Annotated in this window: 17 protein-coding genes and 2 tRNA genes; 5 read left to right on the top strand and 14 right to left on the bottom strand. The window is 34.9% G+C overall.

Annotation, left to right across the window (positions count from 1 at the left end):
* The first annotated feature begins 78 nt into the window (after positions 1-78).
* Together HOO91_02640 and HOO91_02635 are read left to right on the top strand one after the other, a co-directional pair.
* Entirely contained in the window at positions 79-693 is a 615-nt protein-coding gene (locus tag HOO91_02640) for a L,D-transpeptidase (GenBank protein ID NOU16439.1), read from the top strand.
* 15 nt (positions 694-708) lie between these two features.
* A complete protein-coding gene (locus HOO91_02635) occupies positions 709-1,509 on the top strand; it encodes a hypothetical protein (GenBank protein NOU16438.1) in 801 nt (266 codons plus the stop codon).
* Positions 1,510-1,570: 61 nt separating this feature from the next.
* Here HOO91_02635 and HOO91_02630 read toward each other — a convergent pair whose 3' ends face one another.
* The 6 genes from HOO91_02630 to prmC form a co-directional block, all read right to left on the bottom strand.
* On the bottom strand, positions 1,571-2,506 hold the full coding sequence (locus HOO91_02630; GenBank protein ID NOU16437.1) for a TerC family protein: 936 nt from the start codon (positions 2,504-2,506) through the stop codon (positions 1,571-1,573).
* Positions 2,507-2,667: 161 nt separating this feature from the next.
* Positions 2,668-3,852 (bottom strand): PAS domain-containing sensor histidine kinase, encoded by a 1,185-nt coding sequence (locus HOO91_02625; protein ID NOU16436.1) that lies wholly within the window; start codon positions 3,850-3,852, stop codon positions 2,668-2,670.
* Positions 3,853-3,857: 5 nt separating this feature from the next.
* Positions 3,858-4,454 (bottom strand): hypothetical protein, encoded by a 597-nt coding sequence (locus HOO91_02620; protein ID NOU16435.1) that lies wholly within the window; start codon positions 4,452-4,454, stop codon positions 3,858-3,860.
* A gap of 6 nt (positions 4,455-4,460) precedes the next feature.
* The gene (locus HOO91_02615) at positions 4,461-4,826 is read right to left on the bottom strand and encodes a response regulator (protein NOU16434.1); all 366 of its coding nucleotides are present in this window, start codon (positions 4,824-4,826) and stop codon (positions 4,461-4,463) included.
* A gap of 65 nt (positions 4,827-4,891) precedes the next feature.
* Positions 4,892-5,362 carry a RecX family transcriptional regulator gene (locus HOO91_02610; protein ID NOU16433.1) on the bottom strand — a complete coding sequence of 157 codons (471 nt, stop codon included), beginning with the start codon at positions 5,360-5,362 and terminating at the stop codon, positions 4,892-4,894.
* Entirely contained in the window at positions 5,359-6,219 is an 861-nt protein-coding gene (gene prmC / locus HOO91_02605; protein ID NOU16432.1) for a peptide chain release factor N(5)-glutamine methyltransferase, read from the bottom strand. The genes HOO91_02610 and prmC overlap by 4 nt, the downstream gene beginning before the upstream one ends.
* Before the next feature lie 43 nt (positions 6,220-6,262).
* Here prmC and ribD point away from each other — a divergent pair, with 43 nt between their 5' ends.
* A complete protein-coding gene (gene ribD / locus HOO91_02600; protein NOU16431.1) occupies positions 6,263-7,363 on the top strand; it encodes a bifunctional diaminohydroxyphosphoribosylaminopyrimidine deaminase/5-amino-6-(5-phosphoribosylamino)uracil reductase RibD in 1,101 nt (366 codons plus the stop codon).
* Here ribD and HOO91_02595 read toward each other — a convergent pair.
* The 5 genes from HOO91_02595 to HOO91_02575 form a co-directional block, all read right to left on the bottom strand.
* Positions 7,358-7,831: a hypothetical protein gene (locus HOO91_02595; protein ID NOU16430.1), complete on the bottom strand. Its 474-nt coding sequence runs from the start codon at positions 7,829-7,831 to the stop codon at positions 7,358-7,360. The genes ribD and HOO91_02595 overlap by 6 nt on opposite strands.
* A gap of 114 nt (positions 7,832-7,945) precedes the next feature.
* Positions 7,946-8,020: transfer RNA gene (locus HOO91_02590), tRNA-Pro, on the bottom strand.
* A 10-nt stretch (positions 8,021-8,030) separates the two neighbouring features.
* Positions 8,031-8,122, bottom strand: a tRNA-Ser gene (locus HOO91_02585).
* A gap of 239 nt (positions 8,123-8,361) precedes the next feature.
* Complete coding sequence (locus tag HOO91_02580) at positions 8,362-8,649, bottom strand: ATP-dependent Clp protease adaptor ClpS (protein ID NOU16429.1); 288 nt, start codon at positions 8,647-8,649, stop codon at positions 8,362-8,364.
* A gap of 27 nt (positions 8,650-8,676) precedes the next feature.
* Positions 8,677-11,508 carry a tetratricopeptide repeat protein gene (locus HOO91_02575; protein ID NOU16428.1) on the bottom strand — a complete coding sequence of 944 codons (2,832 nt, stop codon included), beginning with the start codon at positions 11,506-11,508 and terminating at the stop codon, positions 8,677-8,679.
* Between the two features lie 199 nt (positions 11,509-11,707).
* Here HOO91_02575 and HOO91_02570 point away from each other — a divergent pair, with 199 nt between their 5' ends.
* Entirely contained in the window at positions 11,708-12,538 is an 831-nt protein-coding gene (locus HOO91_02570) for a glycerol acyltransferase (protein ID NOU16427.1), read from the top strand.
* Positions 12,539-12,683: 145 nt separating this feature from the next.
* On the opposite strand, the gene HOO91_02565 is transcribed toward HOO91_02570, so the two are convergent.
* Together HOO91_02565 and HOO91_02560 are read right to left on the bottom strand one after the other, a co-directional pair.
* Positions 12,684-14,369, bottom strand: a complete 1,686-nt coding sequence (locus HOO91_02565; protein NOU16426.1) for a T9SS type A sorting domain-containing protein — start codon at positions 14,367-14,369, stop codon at positions 12,684-12,686.
* Between the two features lie 2 nt (positions 14,370-14,371).
* Positions 14,372-15,967: a T9SS type A sorting domain-containing protein gene (locus HOO91_02560; protein NOU16425.1), complete on the bottom strand. Its 1,596-nt coding sequence runs from the start codon at positions 15,965-15,967 to the stop codon at positions 14,372-14,374.
* A gap of 435 nt (positions 15,968-16,402) precedes the next feature.
* On the opposite strand from HOO91_02560, the gene HOO91_02555 reads away from it, so the two are divergent.
* Positions 16,403-18,631: a PQQ-binding-like beta-propeller repeat protein gene (locus HOO91_02555; GenBank protein NOU16424.1), complete on the top strand. Its 2,229-nt coding sequence runs from the start codon at positions 16,403-16,405 to the stop codon at positions 18,629-18,631.
* 107 nt (positions 18,632-18,738) lie between these two features.
* On the opposite strand, the gene HOO91_02550 is transcribed toward HOO91_02555, so the two are convergent.
* On the bottom strand, positions 18,739-22,038 hold the full coding sequence (locus tag HOO91_02550; protein ID NOU16423.1) for an FtsX-like permease family protein: 3,300 nt from the start codon (positions 22,036-22,038) through the stop codon (positions 18,739-18,741).
* Between the last annotated feature and the right edge of the window lie 21 nt (positions 22,039-22,059).

Here is a 22,059-nt window from a genome sequence, read left to right as displayed (position 1 = left end):
AAGAAGCAAAGAAGTAGATTTAAAAGAGTTATTAGAGTTTTTTTAATTATTATTCTTGCTGTTTTTATAGTACCCTTAATGATATTATTTGTTCTATATGTTGTTCCCGGAATACAAGAATTGGGTAAAGGTAGAAATCGCATTGAACTCAACGATAAAGAATTTAAAAGCGAAGCCTCCTATAAGAAGCAAATCAGTTTAATAGAGAAGGAACTTTTAAAAGTGTCGAATAAACTAAATGCTTTCACACCAAATCAACCATATATTGTTATTAGTACAACAAATAATCGATTTTACCTTTATAAAAACAAAAAGATGGTTCGTGAGGGATTCTGCAGTTCAGGAAGTTATATATTACTATTAACCGAAGGATCCCAAAAATGGATATTTAAAACGCCTAGGGGTAAATTTAGAATCAATAGTAAAATGATTGACCCTGTTTGGAAAAAACCAGACTGGGCTTTTGTTGAAGAAGGTTTACCAATTCCCTCTGCGAATGATGATTCAAGGTTTGAGTATGGCGTTCTGGGTGATTATGCACTTGATATCGGAAATGGTTATATGATACATGGAACCATTTATAAAAGATTCCTAGGAATGCCTGTTACCCATGGATGTATTCGTTTGAATGATGATGATTTGGCTGTTATTTATAAAACACTTGATTTTGGTTCTAAGGTTTATATATACTGATACTGGTAGGAAAGTATGGAAAAAAACAGGAAAAGAACTTCCGCTGTAAAAAAAATCATCCTATTCGGCTTGAGTTTTATAGTTATTGCATCTATGCTTTACTACACAGTAATGTCATTGATTAGCACATCCAAAAAAATTTCCGAAATCAATAATAACTATAGTTTTAAACAAATTGAAAAGACCACGATTGATGAAAGATTCTTTACTGACTCATCATTTGTGGAAATTCAAAAGGAGAAAGCTTACATTCAATCAAGAGTAGCTATGGCTGAATCCGATTCCATAGGGTTAACTCTTAATTTTAAGGATAGTTTAGCTTTTTTGGAAATAAACGGAGTGGTGGTTCATAAAACAAAAATAAGTTTTCAACGAATTTGCAAGGCATTTAATAAAGCAAACTCCTATGCAGTTTCATCAATGCTATCATCACCTTTGAACATTGTTAAAGATACAGCAACTATCAAGAAAATCCCTTTAATGGTAAAAATGGCACCAAAGGATACTTCTGAATACAAACCCAATGAAATACCAGATACATCTGGTTTTGAACCTGTAAATTATATCTTAGAGTTGAATAATGGGATTAGGCTATTCGTTTACCAGGAGGAGAATGACAAGTTTAAAGATGTTTATAGCCAAGTATTATTTGATTTGACTGATAGGATAAAAAATACTTTGGAAGCATTAAGGCGAATTACTGCTTTTGAGATTCCTGAGTATCGTTTATATATCAAGATTCGAATGCCGAAAAAAGATGCAAAGATTATTTACAGGGCAATTCCTAAAAAAGGGTTAATAACAGTATTCTGGTAATTAAATGCCTTAATATCTAAATCAGTTTTCACCCACATTTTCACAGCCTCTTTAGGCTATTTCAGCCTAAACTATTTTCATTAGAATTTTCCTCTTTTATCACAAGTGATGCTAGGACTGCTATCAAAATTAGCGAAATAATGACCAGAAGAGATGGAACTGTTGGGATTTTATAGTAACCAGATATGCACATTTTAGTACCTACAAAGATAAGAATTGCCGATAGACCAAATTTTAGATAGCGGAAATAACCGACCATTACTGCAAGGGCAAAGTATAGTGAGCGAAGACCTAATATTGCAAAAACATTAGATGTATAAACTATAAAAGGATCATTTGATATCGCAAGCACTGCAGGGATTGAATCAACCGCAAATATTAGATCAGAAAATTCAATCATTATAAGAGCAATAAAGAGAGGAGTTGCATAGGTTTTATAATTTGCTCTAATGAATAACTTTCCTTTTTCAGTATTATTACTTACCGGCATAAATTTTTTAAAAAGCCGCACCATTATGTTCTTATCGGGTTCTAACTTCTTATCCTTTTCAAAAGGTATTTTTGCTCCAGTAAAAATTAGAAAAACACCAAATATGTAAATAATCCAATGGAACATACCAATCAGAGCAATTCCAGCAATAATGAAAATAGCCCTTAAAATAATCGCACCAATTATTCCCCAGAAAAGAATTCTATGCTGATGCTGTGGTTTTATATCAAAAAATCTGAGGATCAATATAAAAACAAACAAATTATCAATGCTCAGCGATTCTTCTACTATGTATGCTGTAAGAAACTCTATTGCTTTCTCTTTTCCAAACCAGATGAAAACACCATAGTTGAAAAGTAAAGCTAGAGCGATCCAGAAACCGCTCCATAAAAGGGCTTCTTTTATTTTAATTTCGTGTGGTTTGCGATTGAATACAAAAAGATCCAAGGCCAGCATCAATAATACAAAAATTATGAAACCAATCCAAATTGTAGCGTTTACAACCATATTATAATGATTTATATATATAATAATCTGATTGAATGAAATGTGTTTTATATTATTCTAATAATATTTGATATAATTCACTCCATTTTTCTCAAACAAAAAACAGTGCAAATATACTAGAAAAAATGAAACTAAACTGCGAATCATGCGAGTTAAAGAAACTAAAGATGTTCGTGGATTGGTAGGCTAAAGCAAAAAGTAGAACCTTTACCAATTTCGCTTTCAACCCAAATCTTACCTTTATGCTGATCTATAAATTCTTTGCATAGAATTAATCCAAGCCCAGTTCCTCTTTCCTTTTCAGTTCCTGGAGATGAAGCATTAGAGTCAATTTTGAATAGATGCTTAATATCATCCTGAGTCATACCTATGCCAGTATCAGAAATGGCGACTATCATATCTTTATTAACTATTGAGGCGTTAATCTCTATCTTGCCTTTCCTAAATGAAAATTTAATAGCGTTCGAAAGCAGATTCCTGATTACTGTGCTAAACATATTCCTGTCTGCAAAAATTGTTAATGATGGTTGGACGTACTTAATTATTGTTATCTCCTTACCGTCAGCCGAACTAATCAGTTGTGATATAATGTTATCAATAGATTCTTCTACTTTAAATTGCTCCGGGTTAAGTTGAAATTTTCCTAACTGAAGTCTTGACCAGTCAAGCAGATTGATTAGTAGTGCATATACACTTTCAGTAGATATGTTGATGAGATTACTACACTCTTCTACCTTTTCATAGTCCTTTTCTTCACAACCAGAAATTAAAATATTACTTAAACCCAATAGCGCATTAAATGGGTTTATTAAATCATGCGCAATGATTGAGAAAAATTTATCCTTAGTTAATACTAACTCTTTGAGGTTCTTCTCTGATTCTCTTAGTTTTTTCTGAATTTGTTTTCTAATCCGTATTTCTTCTTGCGCTTGGCGATACAGTGTATTCTGTTCTTCAAGTTTTTTAGTGATATCTGTTACATCCGTAACAGTAATGATAGCATTATAACTTTCACTATTAGGAACTAGAATAGGGACAATGGTTAAATCTTGAAACCTGTCTTTATTTTCTTGTTCTTTAAAAGTGAAAAAGGGAGAATGTAGCCTTGAAGAAAGTATTACTGGAGGCCATCCAATAAAAACATTTTCAACCAGATCACGATATTTCTCATTTTCAAATGCAGGAAAGAACTCGTTAAGAGGTTTATTAATAATTTCACTACTACTGTAACCAGTATATGCTTCCATATACTCATTCCAGAATTGAACCCTATAATCTCTATTGATAATACAAACACCAACAGAGATATAGTCAAAAAGAGAGTACTCCAATTTATTTGAATCCATAAAAACTAAAAATTCATTGATTTGTTGAGAAGTTCAATGAAGTGTTCATGTGATTGAGGTTCGAGGAATAAAGTAAAACGACCATCAATGTTGATATCATTAACAGAAAAATGAGTTTCGGCATAAATAAAATAATCTGAAGAGCAGTTGGCTCTAGTTACTTCATTTATAGCGCACTCTTTAAACCTAGGAATTGAGAATCTAAATCTGGTTTTTAAAAGATTTCCAAGAGTGCCGATCAAGGAATTTAAAACAATATTACCTACCTCATTCAATGTACTAGAGCGAAGCTGATCCATTTCTAGATCATTGTATGCCTTATCGGTAAGAATATCTACTATTTTCACAGCACTTGGAGATGGAAATACTAATTCTACTTTGCCAGAAAGATCTCCTTTAAAATCCATCGAAACAATTGAAAGAAGATTACCAGTTGAACTTTCAAGCCTACTATTAAATTCTTGAAAAGTTATTATTTGTAGAATAGGAACTTTAAGCGTCACCCTGTTCTTTACTATTTTATTTAGGGCGTTAGCACTTCTTCCAATACCTATATTTATTATCTCTTTGAGATAATCAACCTGATCTTCTGATAGTTTCATATAAGCCTATTTTACAACCCTTAAAAGAGTGTCAATAAGGTCTTCTTTCTTAAATGGTTTACTTAAAAAAGCTTTTGCACCATATTCATAACATTCGTTCTTAACCACTTCTTGAATATCCGCAGAAAGAACAATGATAGGAATATCAGATTTTAGCTCTTTTAACTTCTTAAGCACCTCAAACCCATCCATTCCTGGCATCAGAAGATCAAGGAAAATACAGATTGGTTTTTGTTCTATTGATTTTTCAATAGCCTCAAGCCCATTTTCTACTTGAATGGTTTTGTAACCAGCACTTTCCAAAAAAGAACAAATAAAAAGTCTTGAAGTACGTGAGTCATCAGCAACTAATATCAATTTTTCGTTTTTCATATCAAGTTTTGTTTTGATAACAGTATTTTAGTTAGGACTTAGGTTTTCTTGCAAAACAAGATTTATTAATAATGCTTATTTATAATCTCAATAATTCGTCCATATTCAAACCCTCTTGAAACCCCGAATCGTATTAGTTTTGCTTTTAAATCCGAGGGTGATTTTGATTTAATGCTACTAGCTTTCTTATTTAAAATATCGATTAATGTATTCTCATCCTCCTTCGATTCTAAACCTGCTAGTGATTCTTTAATAACAATTTCTGAAATACGTTTTGCCCTTAACGCTTGAGCAATCTTTATTGGACCCCATTTATTGAACTTGCTTTTATCGCAAGCAAACATACTGGCATAACGCTTATCGTTAATGAAATTATTTTCGGAAAGATTTGCAATGATTTTTTCAATATCATGGGGTTGAATCTGCCATTGTCGCAATTTAACCATAATATCGTATGAACATCTTTCCTGTCGAGCGCATAGAAACTGTGCTCTTTGGGTGGCCTTCTCGAATGTTAATGCTTTACTCTGTATCATTTCGTGCTTGCTTTTAGCATACGATCCTTTCCATTCAAATCTTTTCGAATCTCAACTTTTTTAAACCCATTTTGGCTGAATAGTTGAAATAATTCTTTACCAAAAGCCTCATTTATTTCGCAATAGATCACCCCTCCGGGTTTAAGTAATTCATTCACTCTTTTTGCAATAGTGCTATAAAAGACAAGTGGATTATTATCGTCAACAAACAATGCAGCACTAGGTTCATGATCAAGTACATTAGTTTTCATAATCGCTTTTTCTGATTCACGGACGTATGGAGGATTGCTTACTATTATATCGAATGGAGTATTTGGAATAGAATTATTAAAATCAAGAATATCTATAGTATGAAAATCAACAAGTACGCTATTCTTACTCGCATTTTTTTTTGCTACGTCTAGCGCCGATAGTGAAATATCTATTGCAGTAACCTGAGATTTTTTAAGATTTGCTGCAAGGCTAATTGCAATACACCCGCTTCCAGTACCTATATCAAGAATCGAGTTGGAATTTTGTCCAGTAGATTTAATAATCCAGTCAACTAACTCCTCTGTTTCTTGGCGAGGAATTAGCACATCAGGTGTTACGGTAAAGATTAATCCAAAAAAATCGGCTTCGCCGAGTATATATTGGATAGGCTTTTGTAATTTTAGCTGTGAAACGATGTCAATAATTATCTCAGCATCTTGAAGGTTTATTATAGCAGAAGGATTTAGATAAATTTTGTGAAGGGGTAAACCCAACTTTTTTTCGAAGATAATTTTTTGAAGTGATTGAATTTCCTGAGATGGGAATTCATTCTTAAGCAAAAAGGCTATTTCGTGGAAAAGACTTAATGCTGAGTATTTTTTCATCTTTCATTTAGATAATTTACTATTACAAAAATACGAATAAAATATGGATACCCAGAACATTGATAGGATGTATATGGCACGCTGCCTTGAACTTGCACTTAATGGTCAAGGAAATGTTGCACCCAACCCAATGGTTGGTGCAGTGATAGTCCATAATAATATAATCATTGGTGAAGGTTATCATATCAAACATGGCGATTCACATGCAGAAATTAATGCAATTAATTCAGTTAGGGATAAATCCTTGCTAAGCAAATCGACGCTATATTTATCACTAGAACCGTGCTCACATTTTGGGAAAACACCTCCGTGTACCGACACAATACTTGCCATGCAGATTCCTCGTATTGTTATAGCAGCTATGGATTTGAATCCAAAAGTTTCAGGGAGAGGAATTGAAATTCTCCGAAAAGCAGGATGTGATGTAGTTGTTGGCATTTTGGAAGATGAAGCCATAGATTTAAATCGTAGGTTTTTTACATATCATACTAAAAAACGTCCCTATATTATACTAAAATGGGCTCAAACTATCGATGGTTTTATTGATGCTGTAAGGAATTCCACCGATCCAATTGCACCAATTTGGATAACCAATGAACTATCTCGTTCAATTGTTCATCGTTGGAGAAGTGAGGAACAAGCTATTCTAATTGGAACTAAAACTGTTGAAAAGGATAATCCAAAGTTAAATGTTCGCGATTGGAGTGGACGCACACCAACACGTGTAATAATTGATCGTAAACTTCGCTTACCTATTGAAGCGAATGTATTCGATGGCTCAATTCCCACTTTACTTTTTATTGGTAATAATGCTGCTGCATCTGTTAGAAAAACTCAATTTGCAGCCATTCCAAACCTTGAAATAATTACCATTGATTTTGCCAAGGGTATGGAGATGCAACTGTTAAAAGAGTTGTATGATAGAAATATATACTCAGTAATGATTGAGGGAGGGGCTGTTATTATAAATAGTTTTGTTCAGAAAAATTTATGGGATGAAGCAAGGGTGTTTGTTGGAAATCAATTTTTCTATGATGGGGTTAAAGCACCTTCATTTGCTCGAGAACTATACTCCTATGATGAATTAGGAAGTAGTAAACTATTCACATATAGGAATAAACAAGCTCTACCTTCAGTTCTATAATTCATTCTCTTTCTTTTGCATTTCAAGAAAGAGAACTCTAAAATAGCGAATGCTTGAAAGGATTAACGCTAGCCCAATACCAATGTATAACACAGACAAATACTGTTTGGGTATTGAGGAGTGACGAAGGGCTATTCCCATGGATATCATAACGAATACGATTATATAACTTTTCCACGACATAAATGAAAATACGCAGGGATTATCCTTCATATAGGATATTCTTCCAAGGTTTTTATCAGCGAGTTTAAGAAATCCAAAATGATGAATTACCAACGCAGCAACAAAACCAATGCTTGCAAATAAATACGCATTATTACTTCTATATGCAATGAGCCAATGATATGCGTATATATTCAGCATTATACCTACAGCAAACCACATTGCCCCTGATAGTAATAATAGGGATGGTTTTTTGACAGAAGGTTTAAATTTATTAGATGCTAAATTCAACTTTTCAGCTTTTATTAGAGAGTTAAACTGGGTAAAATTAAGGATTTACAGGGCTATATCCAATTCAAATTTTGATACTAGATATTATCAATAAAAAAGGGAACACCTTGCGATGTTCCCTTCATTTTGTCGGGGTGGTGTGATTCGAACACACGACCCTCTGGTCCCAAACCAGATGCGCTAACCGGGCTGCGCTACACCCCGAAATATCTAATGGCGGAGAGAGGGGGATTCGAACCCCCGGTACCAGTTACCCAGTACGACAGTTTAGCAAACTGTTGGTTTCAGCCACTCACCCACCTCTCCAAATGGGTTCTGAAATTATTGTTAATGCTATTTTTCAAAACTTAAAAAGAACTTTTCTTCTTTATCCGATTTTTCTTTGAATCAATAATCTCTGTCTGTTTTTAAAAGAAGTGGCACAAAAGTATAAAATCAATTCAATTTACCAAAAAAATAAACCTCTTTTAGAACTTTAATTTCAAAAAAAAGGAGATATAATTATCTCCCCTATTAAAATAACTAATAATACAGAATGATTTATACTAATTCTTACAAATAATAGTACTTAAGCCTTTTTGGTCAAACGCACTCTTCATCTCCTCAAGAAGTGGCCAAGAACCATTTTTAATATCACATTTGCCCTTATGATGAGCAATTAATGTGCACTGCTCGGCTTGAATTGGATCGTGCCTACAGATATCAATAAGGCAATCAACAACAAACTCATACTTATTGATTTCATCGTTAAAAAGAACCAAATAGTATTCGTTCATCAATTTGTATTTCTCTTGAACATTCTCTGATGGAACATTTTCAGGTTCAGACCTCATAATCAATAGATTTATGAACAAATATAACTACTTTTTTTCAATTTCAATACAAATTACAATGGCGCTTGATATTCCACTGGCAATAAGATTATCTTTTATTCTGGTTGCCTCTTCCAAAGTAGCGTAATTTCCAATAGAATAAACCATTTGTCCCTGTTCATTGGATTTACGAACAATATCCTTCCCGGAAGTCATTGCTTTTACTGTTTGGTAGATATCATCGGGCAATTTATTTGAATATTTACCTATTTGAACAATATAGATTTTTCCTATAATTGATGTTGAATCTGAGTTGTTTTGATTTTTAGGTTTAAGTCTTACCTCTTCTGTTTGATTGCTCTCCATGGTTTGGGCTCTTGTTAATGGAAGCAATTTACCATTAAGCCAAGCAACAATAAATGCATCCTTAAAGCCTTTCGACCGAACAATTGGAAGCGATTTTTCTGCATCCGTAAGTTTAAAGAATTTCCCAACAAAATACTTTGAAACCTTTGTACCATTCACCTTTTCAATAGATACAGGAATCATTCCTTTAAAAGAGACTATTTCCAAGGGTTTGCTGTACGCACCAAGTTGAATTTTATAGATTACCCCTGTTGGGTATGATTCATTAACCGGTATTGGGTTTTGAGCATCATACGGGGTTTGATCTACCACCTGAAATGTAATTGGCTCATCCTTCTTAATAAGAATTGGTTCACTATCGGTTTTGGTAGGTTCAACTTTAGTAATCCCAATATCTTGCTTTACTTCAACTTTTACGTCTATCTCCTCTTTATTGGTCTTATTTATCACTGGTACTAATGGATTTCCAAAAGCTATTTTTTCAAGTCTAATGGCCTTACTAGTAGCCTGTTGCTCAAAAAGGTTCATCCCCCATGTTCTAGCAAAAGCAATCTCAAGTCTTATAATCCCCAACTCATTTAAAAGAGATGATTCGTAAAGACTTTCGGTTCTTCCCTCATCGCTAAGGTTGTTCTTAATTGCCAATGCCGCCCTAAAATGCGAGTTTGCTCTATCGATTTCTGCTTTTGCCTCCTCGCTATTGTTATTCCCGCTTTTAACTATTGCAACCAATACACAATCGGAATAGATTTTATATTTCACTTCAACCCATTTGACTATTAAGCCATTATAGGTATTCATTTTTTTAGACATCTCAACATTCAATGCCTTGCAATCTTTTGATGAATAGGAAACGCATCCATCATACTTTGCCTTGGCGGTAACAACCTCTTCTCTTGCAGCATTTATCTGATTTTGTAATTTTTCAATCTGAGCAAGTTTGTTAATCTCATCGCTACGAAATACTGTTGGAGCAAATTGTGCCTGATAGAGGTAATCAGGGTTATCTGTTGTAAATGAGGTATTAATTTTTCCTTCTGGTTTTCTCTTCCCTGTAAGGTACTCCTGTTCTATTTCGCTGGCACGGGCAAACATCTTATCAGCTTCGCCTTGAGCTGAGAGTAAAGCATTCTCAACCTTTACAACTTTCGATTCAAGGGACTTTCGCTCTTCAGCAGTAGTAATATAGTCGAATCTTCCTCGTAGTTTTTCTAGCCTAATCCTTAATGAATCGGTCTCTTTCTGCTTACTGAAGCCATTTGTAATCACACGAATATATTCTGGGTCATTTTCAACAGCATTAAATGAGGCTGTTTTTGACTTAGGTTTGTTGACTAATATCGGGAGTTTCTCCCTATCCTGAGGTTCATTTTCAATATTAATGTTTTTAACCACTTTATCCTTTTTGGTTTTCAGCATTGCAATGCCATGAACCTCTTCAACAGATGTGAAAGATCTTCGAATTGGGTTATTTTCGACTTTATACATTACAACATCAACGCTATCGCCTTCACAACTTCGGTTTGTTGAAAAGCAAGCCAAACTATCATTTTCATCAGTAAGATACAGGTAATCATCATAAGGGGAGGTGAACGGAAATCCAATATTTTCGGGGGTGCTCCATTTTTTTGCATTTACATCAAATACGCTACGGTAAATATCGTATCCACCCATACTATAATGACCTTTTGACGCAAAATATAAGGTTACACCATCGGAGGACATATATGGATAATCCTCATCCTCGGGGGTATTAATTACTTCACCAAGATTTTCAGGTTTACTCCAATACCCATCCTCTAATCGTTTTATACGGTAGATATCCCTCCCGTAAATTGTGCTTTTTCCAAAACTTGAGTAATAAATATAGTCACCCGACTTGGAATTTTTGGGGTAAAAGATTATTGAGTTATCGTTTTGTTTTTGATCTACAGGGGTTTTTAAATCATCTGGTTTATTAATAAAAGAACCTGCGACAGAACCCAATGAGTAATAGGTGTAAAAATCTTTTATTGAAACTCTTTTTTTATCAATAATTTGAGGTGAATAGATGTATTTTAAGAGTGAATTACCATTCTCGCAAAGATTCACTGTCCTTTCAATTTCACTTGTTTTAATATCCTTAGATCCTCCGTTTATGGTAAATCGTCGATAATAATCTATGGCTTGATCAAAACGGTACGTTTTGCGATATGCTTCTGCAAGGTAATAGTAAACTTTGCTAGGAGTTTCTCCTGCAGAAGCTTTTGAAAGGTATGGAATTGCAGCTTCTGCGTTATGGGTTGAATTTAGAATACAAATTCCAAGAGCGTAATTATAGTAGGTGTCCTGAGGGTATCTATCTCGTAACTCCTGAAAAACAGGAGTGGCTTGTTGATAGCTACCATTATTAAAAAGCGAATCGGCCAATTTACGGGTATCTGATTTTGCCTCAACTTGATATACTTCCTGAGCAATACATGTTGAAGCAGAAAATAATAGGGCAGTAGTAGAAAACCAACGACAAATATTCATGAATAATGGCTTGGTTAAATGATTTATCCTGTAAAAATAATACATTATTTGGGGTAAATAGATAATTGTTAATAAATCACCTAGTTGTAATTTTGAGGCAGGACTGAATTACAACTATTGATAAAATCTCTTTGGAAGTATTATATTTGAAAAAATAAGTAATGCAACGAAAACCAACTATGTTAAAAACCAACTAAACATGAAGTATTTAGATCTAGAAAGTGTTATAAAAAATAGTAATTTCGGCCTTCTGAAAAAATTACCAAAATTTGTAGTTAAGCTGTTAATTAAAATTACCAAACAGGAAGAAATCAATGATATTTTAACAAGGAATGCTGAAAGCATTGGAGTAAAATTCCTTTCAAGCATAATTAAAGATTACAATTTAACTGTAGTAATTGAAGGGAAAGAGAATTTACCTGAAAATGGACGATGCTTTTTTGTTGCAAATCATCCTTTTGGGATAATAGACGGACTTGTTCTCACCAATACGATAGGAGAAAAATACGGAACGCTTAAAGCAATTGGGAATGACGCTTTTATGTACATTCCACATCTAAGACCTGTAATTGCAGCAGTTAACTCATTCGGACAAAACTCGAAGGAATACATAAATGCACTTGAAGAGGTGTTTGATTCCGATACCCCAATCACCCACTTCCCTGCAGGCGAAGTTTCGAGAGTTTATAGCTGGAAGGTACAGGATTGCAAGTGGCAAAAAAGCATGGTGACAAAAGCTATTTCCAAGAAAAGGGATATTGTTCCCATACATTTCTATGGTCGAAACTCACGTCTTTTCTACTCTATTGGCTTATTCAGGACGATGTTGAGAATTAAACTAAACTTTGAGCTAATACTACTACCCCGCGAAATGCTTTTGAAGCAAAATCAAACAATCCGTCTTAGGATTGGTAAACCTATTCCATACCAAAAATTCGATTCTTCATTATCGCACTGGGATTGGGCGCAGAGGGTAAGAAAGCATGTTTATAATATTGGAAAGGGAAATGGAACAGATACTTCTTTCTAATTATAAGGTCTTTGCATCGATTTAAGAGGATCTGTTTTCATACGCAATACGAATTTGCAAGTTTACTAGAGGCATCAATTTTAAATTCTCTATAAAGAATTTTATATTTTTCAGGGGATTGAAAAAAGCATTAGAATTCAAAAGGTCATTGAATTATGAGTTTCCCATTTCCAATTACCTGTTGTTCATTTCTTATTTGATATAAATATATCCCTCCCGTTAAATTCAGATTCAAGGTTTCCTGTTTAGAGGATAGAGTTTTCTCAAAAATGAGATTTCCCATCACATCAGAAATTTTTATTTGGCAATTGCTTTCGGGCAACTGAAAGTTGAAAGTGGAGTTTGAAGGATTGGGATAAACTTTAACCCCATTATCACCTTTTGTTTCATCAGCTGAAGTTGTATTTAATTCTTCCACAAAAAGGGGTCTTTCTTTAAGATAAAATGATACGCTGTTCCCTTGAACACTTACAGTATCAATTTTAAAAGCTGTGTTGTAATTCGTAATGCTTATCCCCGAAGTATCATTAGGAATTGCTTGAGTTATGGATTTTTTTGCAGTTGATGAAAGTCCATTAATTGTTATTTTAATGCTATCACCAGGATTATATCCTTTATTACTAAAATAATCCCACCATGCAACATAAATCGGGTTACCATTCTTTGTAAATTTGTAGACGAAAACATTATTAACAGTATCATTCTGAACAGTTACAATGTTAGACCAATTGCTTCCTTCCAAAATTTCAACCATCTTTTTGTAGGTGTAATATGAGAGTTTTTTCTCACCCAGCCCAAGATCATTACTTCCAACACCGTCATAGATAAAGCCTGTATGGTCAAAATATCCATCCGTATTCGTGAGTCCTTCCATCAGTCCAAAGGCGGGAAATACTTTCTTAACGCCTATCGATAGCGAAAAAACGAACCGCTTTAGGTAATCACTTGCTTGTTGCAATTCAGTTTGATACGAATACGGAGTTCCTGCTTCACTTGCAGGAAAACCGCTGTAAGAGCCCATTTCTGTAATCCAAATCGGAATATTATTGAAATTAAACGAATCTAAAATTAATTTCAGATGTTCATAAACCGGTTGAATTAATTTGTAGTCACCCGTTGCATTTCCATACCAATGAAAGTCAAAAATATCAAATCCGCCACCGTTTAACTCTTGCAGTATAGGTTTATAAGTGTTGCTGAATCCTGTGATGTAATCATCTTTGTTTGTAGTAAATCCTTGTCCCGAATGAATCGGCTGGGCAGTCCCCCCTATAAGAATCTTGCATTGTGGACAAACCTCTTTAATTGCTTTATAGGTCATCTTCTGAAGTTTTGCAAAATCTTGTTTCACTATGCAATTTGGTTCGTTACCAACCTGCCAATATAAAATGGGGTTGCTCAATTGGGGCATATCATTTACACCATCTCCGTCATATCGTTCAACAGCAGCTTTCACAAAAGCTATATACTTCACTGTATCGATCGGTAGATACGAATTTGGTAGAGTATAATTTGTTACCGGGTTTGGTGCTGGCGCAACATTTGCAACTATATTTATGCCAATTGGAACTTCACCAAAGTAAGTGTCATAAAAGCCAAAAATGAGAGTTGATGTATTTAAGTTAGGTTGAACTTCGCTCCAAAAAAGAAATCGAGACGGCCTGTTCCACTTGACACCCAACGTTTGCGCATCAGCAAAATGTGACTGAAAATAACCGGTCTTAACTATTTGTGCAGGATCCATTCCAAACGGTGAATCTGCGTTTGTGTTTTGGCTTCTTAGATTCGCTGAAAGTAGAATGATAAAAATTGTAGTTAAAAAAAATTTCATTTTTATTGGATTATAATTTTTTTAACTGAAATAATTTTTTGTTCGTTTATTATCTGGCAAAAATACATGCCTTTTGGCAGGTTCAAGGTTAAGGTTTCCTGTTTAGAGTGTAACGTTTTTTCAAAGACGAGATTTCCCATCACATCAAAAATTTTTATTTGGCAATTGTTTTCTGGCAGCTGCAAGTTGATAGTGGAGTTAGAAGGATTGGGATAAACTTTAACCGAATTGCCACCTTTCATTTCATCAATTGAAGTTGTATTTAATTCCTCTACAAAGACAGGTTTTTCTTTGATGTAAAATGTTACACTGCTATTTTGAACATTCTCAGTATTTTTCACAAAAGCCGCATTGTAATCAGTAATATTGATACCCGAAGTGTATTTAGGAACGGCCTGAATAACCATTACCGCAATTGAAGAAAGTCCGCTGATAGTTACCACCATACTATCCCCTGAATTATATCCTATACTATTAAAGTAATCCCACCATGCAGCATAAATCGGGTTGCCATTCTTTGTGAATTTGTAGATGAAAATATTATTGACCGTATCCTCTCGGATTTTTACAATGTTAGTCCATTCACTTCCTTCAAGAATATCTGTCATCTTCTTAAATGAATAATATGCAAGAAGTTTGCTACCACTCGATGAAGAGAGCCCATTTTCGGCGTGTTGCATATACCAATATATTTTATCTATTCCATTAGCTTTTGAGTAAACATATCTTTTGACTAGGCTTTCTGCTTGTTGTTCTTCTGATTGATAAGGCATATTATTCGATATTCCTCCAAACATTGACGTTCCTGAATATGTTGCTGTTTCAGTAACTATTATCTCGACATTAGAACAACCATGTTTTGATAAAAGTGATTTTACATCGCTTATCTGGTTGGCAAGGTATTCATAATAAAATCCGTAATAGTGAAAGTTATATACATCAAAATATCTATCATCTCCATTCGTTTTTAGCTTATCAAGTTCTGTCAATATTGAATCATAATATACCTTGCTGTTTTGTGCTGCAAAAGCTTCCCCCGCAATGGCAACTTTTGCATTAGGGCTTGTTGATTTAATGGCTTCGTATGCAGTTTTAAGCACCAAGGCATAATCTTTTGTCTCGCTTAAATTTCCGTGCCAGTCAGAATTTTCGTTAGGCTCATAAAGATCAGGTTCATTGTCAATTTCAAAATAAGTGACTATAGGACTTCCGGAAGCATCATTAATACCGTCACCATTATATCGTTCTGCCATCTCGCTTATGAACTTTGAATATTCATCGAGATTTCCTGATGCAACAGGGTTTCCTCCAAGAACAACAACTGAGATTTCAAAACCGCTATTGTACAAATCATTTATTATTTTATCGTTTTCACTCCATCCTTGAGATTTTACCCGATCCCATACAATTGCCTGCGGACCTGCTAGTCGAACTGACTTAGCACCAACCTCATTTGCAAAACTTATTGTATTACTTGTTGTGGAAAGCGTAGTTATCCCAAAAGGTGAACTTTGATTTGAAAACGTCTGTGCCATGTTTCTCGTTGGTATAGCACCACCGATGAACAGAAATAGAATAGTTGAAATTTTTAATACCATATTTCCTTCTTTTTTGGAAAATACATCATTTTTTGCTGAATAGAATTTCCTGTTATCAGTTACTCCTCCGGTCAGGTTTTTTGCATCAAAAACAAAGGGTTCAATCGAGTTAAAGGGTTAATTGCAAACAAATCAATGCTATTATCATGCTCAAAGCAACTGCTTTTAGAATAAATACCTCATTATTTGACACATTAACTTTTCGGTAAGTGATGTAGTTAATCATGGCTATATTTTTTAAGTTATTATAATTGATTTATTGCGTTTTGATTATAATACAAATAAGCATGAAAATACCCTACTGCAAATTTTGGAAATGTTTTGCTTTATTAACTTTTTAAAGAAAATAGACAATATCAAATTCTTATATTTACTAAAAAGCTACTTTTGATAAAAATATTTAAAAAAGGCACTATTACTAATAAAAAAATGCTTATGAATCCAAAAACCATCTTAAATCTAATTCTCGTATTTCTTTTTACGACAAACCTTTATGCGCAGGATCAGAATGAAATATTCTGGAAAGCAGCAAAGAATAACGACACTAAAACGTTAAAAGAATTACTCGATAAAGGCATCGATGTAAATGTCAAAACTCCGTATGGGGCCACTGCATTAATGTTTGCTACCGATAAAGGTAATCTTGAAGTGGTTAATCTCCTTCTTGAAAGAGGAGCCAATCCAAATATTAAGGACTCATTTTACGGATATTCTTCATTTCTATGGGCTCTTATCAAAAATAATGTTGAAATTATTAAAAGCATGATTAATCATGGTGCCGATATAAGCACAGATGAACCTTTAATCTATGCTGTTTATGGCGAACTTCCAGAAGTCGTTAAGTTACTAATTGAAAAAGGGGCAGCAGGCGTAGATAATGCTTTGCTAACAGCTATTAGAAATGGAAATTCCAAAATAGTTTCACAAATCCTACAAATCACAAAACTTAGTGATGCGTCACTCTCAAAGGCATTAGTTTCTGCAACTGCATCAAAAAACGAGAGCATAATTGCTTCCCTAACACAAGTCGGTGCTAAACTACCTGAGAAACAGGAATCAAAAGGGGAAATTAATAAATCTTTAATTGGGGTATATAAAAGCAAAGATGAAAGCAGGATTGTTACCAATATCAAAGAATCAAATCTTACTGTTAGCTTTAATGGTAGCCCAGAATATACCCTTTCATTACAAGAGGGAAATAAATACACTTTAACTGATGTTTCGGGAATTACCGTTTCGTTTGAAATAGTTCAAAATATCCCCATAAGCCTAACAGTAAATCAAGGAGGAAATACTACCCAATTTTTCAAAGTTGTTGATCAGCCGAAAACTGAAACATCTGTTAAGAAGGAAGAGTTTGTAGATTTAACGGGTAAAGTTGTAAAACCTTTAAACTGGCCATCATTTAGAGGAAATCAAGCCAATGGAATAGCCGATGGACAATTCCCTCCTTTGAACTTTGATGCTACCAAAGGGACAAATTTAATGTGGAAAACATACATCCCGGGGCTAGCCCATTCCTGCCCTATTATTTGGAACGACAAGGTTTTTCTTTCTACCGCTTTGAGTAGCGATACAACTGCTGAATATCGAGTAGGCCTTTATGGTGATGTTGAACCTGCAAAGGACAATTCATCTCATATTTGGAAAATGTATTGTATCGACAAGAAAAGCGGAAAGATTCTTTGGGAAAAGAAAGCGTATGAAGGAATACCAAGAGTTAAAAGACATCCAAAGGGAACTCAGGCAAACTCAACCCCAACAACTGATGGCGAGTATGTTGTTGCGATTTTTGGATCTGAGGGTATGGTTTGTTACGATTTAAAAGGGAATGAAAAATGGAGAAAAGATCTTGGGATATTAGATGCAGGCTGGTTCTTTGAGGAGGAAACTCAATGGGGACATGCAAGTTCTCCAATTATATATGGGAGTACAGTAATTGTACAATGTGATAGATCAAAGGAATCGTTTATAGCTGCTTATGATCTAGAGACTGGTAATGAAGTATGGAAAACCAAACGTGAGGAGATATCATCATGGGGAACTCCAACAATATATCAAGGTGCTACCCGTGATGAGCTGATTACAAATTCTTCTAAATTTATTAGGGGATATAATCCAAAAACTGGTGAAGAGCTATGGAGATTATCACCCAATTCAGAAGTTACTGTAGGGACGCCTATTTCTCATAATGATCTGATATTTGTAACTGGCGGTTATCCACCTGTTCAACCTATCTATGCAATTAAACCGGGAGGCTCTGGTAATATCTCGATTGCAGACAGTTTAAATTCCGGTCAATTTATTCAATGGCGCACTAAACGAGGCGGCACCTATATGCCAACTCCAATAGCATACAATGGTTATTTGTATACATTGGGTAACAATGGTGCACTAACCTGTTATGATGCTAATACTGGTGAGAAGAAGTACAAAGAAACACTAAAAGATGGGCAAGCATTCACTGCTTCGCCAGTGGCCGCTGATGGAAAATTATATTTTACCAGCGAAGAAAAGGGTATCATTGTAGTTAAAGCCGGTCCAGAGTTCGAGCAAATTACAATAAATCCTATTGGCGAGATATGTATGGCTACCCCAGCAATTTCGGATGGGTTAATCTTTGTAAGAGGTCAACATCATTTGTTCTGTTTTGAAAGGAAGTAATATCGGTTCGCTATAACAATCTTATTTCTAAAATCGTAAATCCTTGTTCTTAGATCTAATATATCTAAGAACAAGGATTGATGACTTAGGGTTCTGGAGGTTGAAAATCACTCCTCCCTCAACCCCCTAATTATTTTCCCTTTTATCGCATTTCTCGCCGGAAAGTAAATCCAAACTACACCGCTTATAAAGACAATTAAAACGAGGATTGAAATAAACTCTGCAGGCATTGTGAATGAAGGTGAAAGGATTGATGGTAGAATTCCTATAAATGCTGATGTTATTCCACAAATAAGCCCTGTAATTAGAAGGAATAGATTCTCGATAAATATTAGCCTAAATATTTGGCTCTTTCTATAACCTATAGCCGTCATCAGGGCAATTTCGGAGCGGCGTTCGAGGGTATTGCGGAGCAAAACCACGCCAAACCCAAAAGTGCCAATGATTACACCAAGCCCGCCGAGAACCATAAAAACGGTTAGGTAGGTATTTTCAACTGAGTTGAATTCGGCTAAGCGTGCTGTAGTTGGAGTAAGTTCAATACCATAATCTGTAAAGGTTGTGTTTAATAGCTGCGAAAGCTGCTCCTGCTTTGCAGAGGGAGCATCAATCAACATAATCCTTGAACCGCTTGAGGATGGGAAGTTCTTAACAAACAGACTATCGGCAATCAGTAAGTTACCTTGAAAAATAGAGTTATCGAGGGCAGCAATCAGTAGCAGTTTTATTTTTTTCCCAGATTCGTTTAGGTAAACCAAAGTATCGCCAACCGCTTTTTTAAGACCCCATGTAATAACCGTTTGGTCTGCAATTGCAGGAATAACATCATCGCCAAAACTCTTCTTTAACTCAAGCCATGTATTTTTTGTGTTAACTCCATTATGATAGCCAACAAACGAGAAAGAATGCCTACTACCAAATGTCTCTGGGTTTACACCCAAAATCCTAGGTCGCTGAACCTGATTAAGATTTAGACAACTGGCATCATCACCTGATAGACCATGGATTTGTATAAAATCAACTCCTTTCAGAATATCTTCATTATCTAAACCTAACTTAATTTTACCATTCGGAGTATTCAAGTTGTACTGAATTGGCAATGTGGTTTCAGTCCAAAATAAAAATCCGCCAGTACCCGATTGACGAAGGTTTTCGACTCCATAAAAAGTCTTTCGGTTTGCCCCAGTAATAATGATGCTAAAAGTTCCAAGGGCTAAAAGAGCTATTGTTGTAAGACTCCTATTCTTACTTCTCCCAGCATTTTTCAGGGCAAGTTGGGTAAAACTAAGAGGTGTTGTATGCATCCGAACCCTTGCAACCCTCAGATACCAACCAAACAAAGCAATGCATCCGATAAGAAACAAGCCACCTGCTGAAAGAAACATCTCGGCATTTATTTCTCCCGGTAAAAACAATGAATAGATGGATATTGCAACTGCGCCTACTATTGAAACAATAGCAATAAGTTTATCTAGGCTAAGATATCTTTTAGCAACTTTTAAAGGATTTTCGAATCCGCTCTTAATCAATGTAACTATTGGTTGCTTTAGCTTTCGTCGGGTTACAATGTAGACTGATATCAACGCAATAATAATTCCGCTAATCGCACCAATTAATACAGTTGTAGGTTGTATAAATACTTCCAAATTACTGGTTCGGACTGCACCCTGCCAAACTGAGTTTAATCCCCATAGGAGTCCATAATTGTAAAGGATACCCAATAAGGAACCTACAATACCGCCCAACAAAGTAACAAGGATTGATTCTCCAAATCGAATTCTTACTATCAACTTTCGCTCAAATCCCAAACCTGAAAGGATTCCAATTTCCTCCCTGCGTGATTCTGTATTTAGAGAATAAATCAGCACCGTAAGAAGTATTCCTGCGGCAATAACAAAGAAGCTAAGGCTAAGGAATAAACTTCCGAAATCTACTGAATTATTGGCTGAGTTCAGCCCTTGAGTATAAACAGGTGTAAAAGTCAAACCGATATCTTCGGGTTTTATGCTTTTGAGAATATCGCGGTTTAACTCTTCAAGTTGAATTTTTTTCTTATCAAAACGGATAGATGTATAATTTCCGAATTTATTACCCCAAAGATTCAATCCTGCTTGCATTGATATTAAAGCTTTTGGAGTACCCTTATATTCGTTCCAATACTTTTCATCCTTATCCCTTATTTTATCTAAATCGATTGGGACACCAGTATTCCAATCGTGGCAACTACCAGCATCAGCTAATCCGGGGAAAAGAGGCATCAATGAATTATTAATAAGACTAGAGTGCGTGGGAACAACACCCTTAACAATAAAAGACTTTCCAACCTCTTTAATGGTTCTTAAAGAACCAATTATAAAGTATTTAAAAGAGATTGAATCACCAACGCGAATTCCTAAATCCTTTACCAACCAATCATTCACAACAACCTCATCATCCTTGAGATTTTCATCAACTATGGGTGCTGATGCCGCTGATACAAAGGAGTAAGGTGTCTCTTTGCCTTTAAAACTGATAGCATTTACAAGATAGGTCAGTGCCGTTTCGTGAGGAATATTAAGATTAAGAATAGATTTTGCAATCGGTTCATCAATAAAAATCCTCTCAGAAAGAATCTCGTACCTATTTGATTCGCTTAGTTCACGAATCCTAATACTTGCATCCTCCAGTTGAAAAGTCTCCTTAAAAGCGTTGTTTACATCTTTATCGGATAAAATCTCATTGAGGTTATCAGCAACTAGAATTACGTTTGCCTTACCTGTTAAATCAAGTTTTTTTGATAAAATATCTCTTGAGATAAAAACATTGTAGGGTGCTGCCTGATTGCTCTTTAGGCTGAATCGTCCCATACTGCTATCATCTGTAATTGATTTGACCTTAAGTCGTATGGCAACAGATGGATCAATATCCTGTGAAAAAGGTGCATTGAGAGGGATTACGCTTGTTTTTTCAACCCTTAGTAGGAATTCATCACCAACCTTAATGTTCAGTTTTTGTGAGATATTAGTGCTAATTATGGCTTCATCACTTGATAAGTCATCTATTTTAATATCTGAAAGTTTCCAAAAACTACTATCAATGCCAACTACCTGAATTTTGTTTATTCTAGACTCTGATTCAGGATTTATAGCAATTCCCTGAACCATAAGAAGTGATGCTGTTGCGGTATTCATCTTTACGCCTATTTCGGATGCCAATTTAGCACGAACAAAACGGTCGCCTGCTTGAAGTGCAAAACGGGTTTTACCCAAACGAACATCAACAAGTTTATTAAGGCTCATCTTTACAGAATCACCAATAATTAGAGCACCTGTTAGGACAGCAGTACTAATAACAGTTCCAAGAAACACTGCTAGATGCTGACGCCAATAAAATCGGATGCTTTGTATGATGAATTTTATTACTGTCATATTTCTTTTCTTTGCGTCTTT

The organism is Bacteroidales bacterium (assembly GCA_013141385.1).
Classification (GTDB): domain Bacteria; phylum Bacteroidota; class Bacteroidia; order Bacteroidales; family Tenuifilaceae; genus UBA8529.
Note: the sequence above shows the minus strand (reverse complement) of the source record. Positions and strands in the feature narration are given on the sequence as shown.